Annotated in this window: 4 protein-coding genes; 3 read left to right on the top strand and 1 reads right to left on the bottom strand. The window is 68.9% G+C overall.

Translation table 11 applies throughout. From position 1 onward, the window contains the following. Nucleotides 1-54: 54 nt before the first annotated feature. Both OS124_RS0104785 and OS124_RS0104780 read left to right on the top strand, forming a co-directional pair. The gene (locus tag OS124_RS0104785) at nt 55-474 is read left to right on the top strand and encodes a GAF domain-containing protein (protein ID WP_029375182.1); all 420 of its coding nucleotides are present in this window, start codon (nt 55-57) and stop codon (nt 472-474) included. Between the two features lie 44 nt (nt 475-518). Further along, nucleotides 519-1,202 carry an RluA family pseudouridine synthase gene (locus OS124_RS0104780; RefSeq protein WP_010138220.1) on the top strand — a complete coding sequence of 228 codons (684 nt, stop codon included), beginning with the start codon at nt 519-521 and terminating at the stop codon, nt 1,200-1,202. 18 nt (nt 1,203-1,220) lie between these two features. Here OS124_RS0104780 and OS124_RS0104775 read toward each other — a convergent pair whose 3' ends face one another. Beyond that, nucleotides 1,221-2,246 carry a serine/threonine protein kinase gene (locus OS124_RS0104775; protein ID WP_010138219.1) on the bottom strand — a complete coding sequence of 342 codons (1,026 nt, stop codon included), beginning with the start codon at nt 2,244-2,246 and terminating at the stop codon, nt 1,221-1,223. 134 nt (nt 2,247-2,380) lie between these two features. Between OS124_RS0104775 and OS124_RS0104770 the strand changes: the two genes are divergently transcribed. Next, nucleotides 2,381-2,776: a VOC family protein gene (locus OS124_RS0104770; RefSeq protein ID WP_010138218.1), complete on the top strand. Its 396-nt coding sequence runs from the start codon at nt 2,381-2,383 to the stop codon at nt 2,774-2,776. Nucleotides 2,777-3,003 lie beyond the last annotated feature (227 nt).

The raw sequence follows: 3,003 nt of genomic DNA, 5'->3' as shown, positions 1-3,003 counted from the left end.
CCCTCCTTACCGAAAGACCCGACATGCCCCGATTACGCCTCCCTCGCCGCCACCATCCGCTCCCTCACCGAGGGCGAAACCGACGAGGTCGCCCTGATGGCGACCCTGGCCTGCGAGATCCACCACAGCGATCCCCGCTTCGACTGGACCGGCTTCTACCGGGTGACCGAGCCCGGGCTGCTGAAGATCGGCCCCTACCAGGGCGGGCACGGCTGCCTGCAGATCCCCTTCTCGCGCGGGGTCTGCGGCGCGGCGGCCCGTTCCGGCGAGACCCAGCTGGTCGACGATGTCGACGCCTTCCCCGGCCATATCGCCTGTGCCTCCTCGACCCGTTCCGAGATCGTGATCCCGGTGCGCAACCGTGCCGGAGCGGTGATCGCCGTGCTGGATATCGACAGCGACCAGCCCGCCGCCTTCACCGAAGACGACGACAGGGCGCTCTCGGCGATCCTGTCGGAGGTCTTCGGCGGCTGAGGCCGCCCCTCGACCGGCGCGCCATATCAGGCTATCTGTGGCCCATGAGCGATACCCCCCAGCACCCGCCCTCGACCCTGCCGCCCGACGACTACCAGCCGCCCGACGTGCCGCTGGCGGTGATCCACGAGGACCACGAGATCCTGATCGTCGACAAGCCCTCGGGCCTGTTGTCGGTGCCGGGGCGGGGGGACCACCTGGCCGATTGCCTGCTCTCGCGGGTCCAGACGGCCTTCCCGATGGCGCTGCTGGTGCACCGGCTGGACCGGGACACCTCGGGGGTGATGGTCTTCGCCATGACACCCCATGCACAGCGCCACCTCGGGCTGCAATTCGAACACCGGCGGGTGAAGAAGACCTACGTGGCGCGGGTTGAGGGCAAGCTTGAGCCCAAGACCGGCACCGTCGACCTGCCGCTGATCGTCGACTGGCCGAACCGCCCGAAGCAGATGGTCGACCATGAGAACGGCAAGCCCGCCGTCACCGACTGGAAGGTGCATCGCTACGCAGAGGGAGAGACCCGGGTGCGGCTGTTTCCCCAGACCGGGCGCTCGCATCAGCTGCGGGTGCACATGCAGGCGCTTGGCCACCCGATCCTGGGTGATCCCTTCTACGCCGAGGGCGCGGCGCGCGACTTCCCCCGCCTGATGCTGCACGCCGAAGAGCTGCGGCTGCTGCATCCTGACGGCGGCACCGGCATGAAGTTCCGCGCCAAGGCGCCGTTCTGAGCCCGCCTCCCGGGCGGGCTACGTCTTCAGGATACGGTCGGTCAGGTTCTGCCGCCCGGCCATCAGCGCGTCGATCGCGGGGGCCAGCCCGGGCTCGCGCAGGCGAATCGCCTCGATCTCGTCCAGCCGGTTGGCGGCGATGAGGGCCAGCAGGTCGATGCGCAGGGCGCCCTCCGCGTCGCGCGGCAGGGCGGCGCAGGGCTGGACCTTCTCCGAGAGCTGTTCGGGCAGCAGCGCGCGCAGCTCGGCCGGGCCTAGGGCGGTCTCGGCGAAGGTATAAAGCCCGGTGCCGCGCCCCGGCACGGCATAGGTGGTGACGAAATGGGCTGAGACAGGCGCACCGGCCAGCGCCTCGGCGATCTTCGGAGCATTGCGCTCGATCCGGTCCTCGGTGCCCTCGCCATCGGACCAGTCCAGCAGGCGACGGGTGACGAAGTTGTAGAGCCGCTTGCCCGTGGCCATCCAGATCCGCGTCGGCAGGGCCTTGCGGGCCAGCATGGCGCGTTCGGCGGGGGTCAGCAGATGGGGCGCATAGGCGCGCTTCTGCTTCAGCAGGTGGCGCAGGTCCTCGCGCGCCATGGTGCGGAACAGGGGCCCCCGGAAGCGATGCACCGAGGCCAGCTGGAAGTCGATCACCGCCGCCCCGCCATCGGGACGCATCAGCCAGTTCTGCGGCTTGGCGATGTCGTTGTGGGTGACCCCACGACGGCGCATCTCGCGCAGAAGCCGCCTGGCGTCACGGTAGAAGAAGGCCTCGGCAGGACGGGCCAGCTGCAAGGGCGTGCCCTCGGACCAGACCCGGATCAGCCCGCGCCGGTCGGCGCGCAGCAGCTCGGGGCAACCCTCGATCCCCTGCACGGCGGCCAGACCCCGGATCTCGCGCCGGGCCAGCATCTGGGCGATGGGACGCGACCAGAGCGGCAGGCGGTCGAGGCGGCGGAAGGCCAGCCGGCGCTCGGGCGCATCGGCGAAATGCCCCGAGAGCGTCTCGGAGAAGGGATCGCGCTTCAGCACGGTGACTTCGATGAAATCGGGTTCGGGCATGGCACCGCCGGGCTGGGCTGGATTTCGGGCGTGCTGGCATCTACCAGCCAAGCGAAGGGGCTGGCAAGCGTGCCAGCCCTTCCGTCGCCGATGCCAAGCCGCTAGGCCTTGGCGCAACAGCAAAGGAGAGCCCGATGGCCAAGATGATCCATTCCATGATCCGCGTGCTGGACGAGGCCCGCGCCCTGTCCTTCTACGAAACCGCCTTCGGCCTGAGCGTCGCCGAGCGGCTGGACTTCGAGAGCTTCACCCTGATCTACCTGAGCAACGACGAAACCGGCTTCGAGCTGGAGCTGACGGTGAACAAGGGCCAGTCCGAGCCCTATGACCTCGGCAACGGCTATGGCCACCTTGCGGTGTCGGTCGCCGATCTCGAGACCGAGCACGCCCGTCTGCGGGCCGCCGGCCTTGCCCCGCGCAAGATCGTCGAATTCGCTCCCGAGGGGCGCTTCGTGGCGAAGTTCTTCTTCATCACCGATCCCGACGGCTACGAGATCGAGGTGATCCAGCGCGGCGGGCGCTATCTCTGACGCGGCGAGAGGTGGGTTGTCACCCACCCTACGCTTGTGTCAGCCGACGGCGCGGCCAACGGGCATCGGGTCAGGCGGGCAGGCAGACATTTGAGTACTTTCAGCCTGGTGATGCAGCAGGTCGTGACATCGGGGCGGCCTCCTTCCGAGTTGAGAGCCTGCACGCTCTCACTGCGAAAGGAGGCCGCCCTGCCGGGTCCCGTCCCGCATCATCACCAGGCTGAAAG

The organism is Oceanicola sp. S124, assembly GCF_000220565.1.
Lineage (GTDB): Bacteria > Pseudomonadota > Alphaproteobacteria > Rhodobacterales > Rhodobacteraceae > Pseudooceanicola.
The sequence above is the reverse complement of the archived record's forward strand: the minus strand, read 5'-3'. Positions and strand labels throughout refer to the sequence as shown.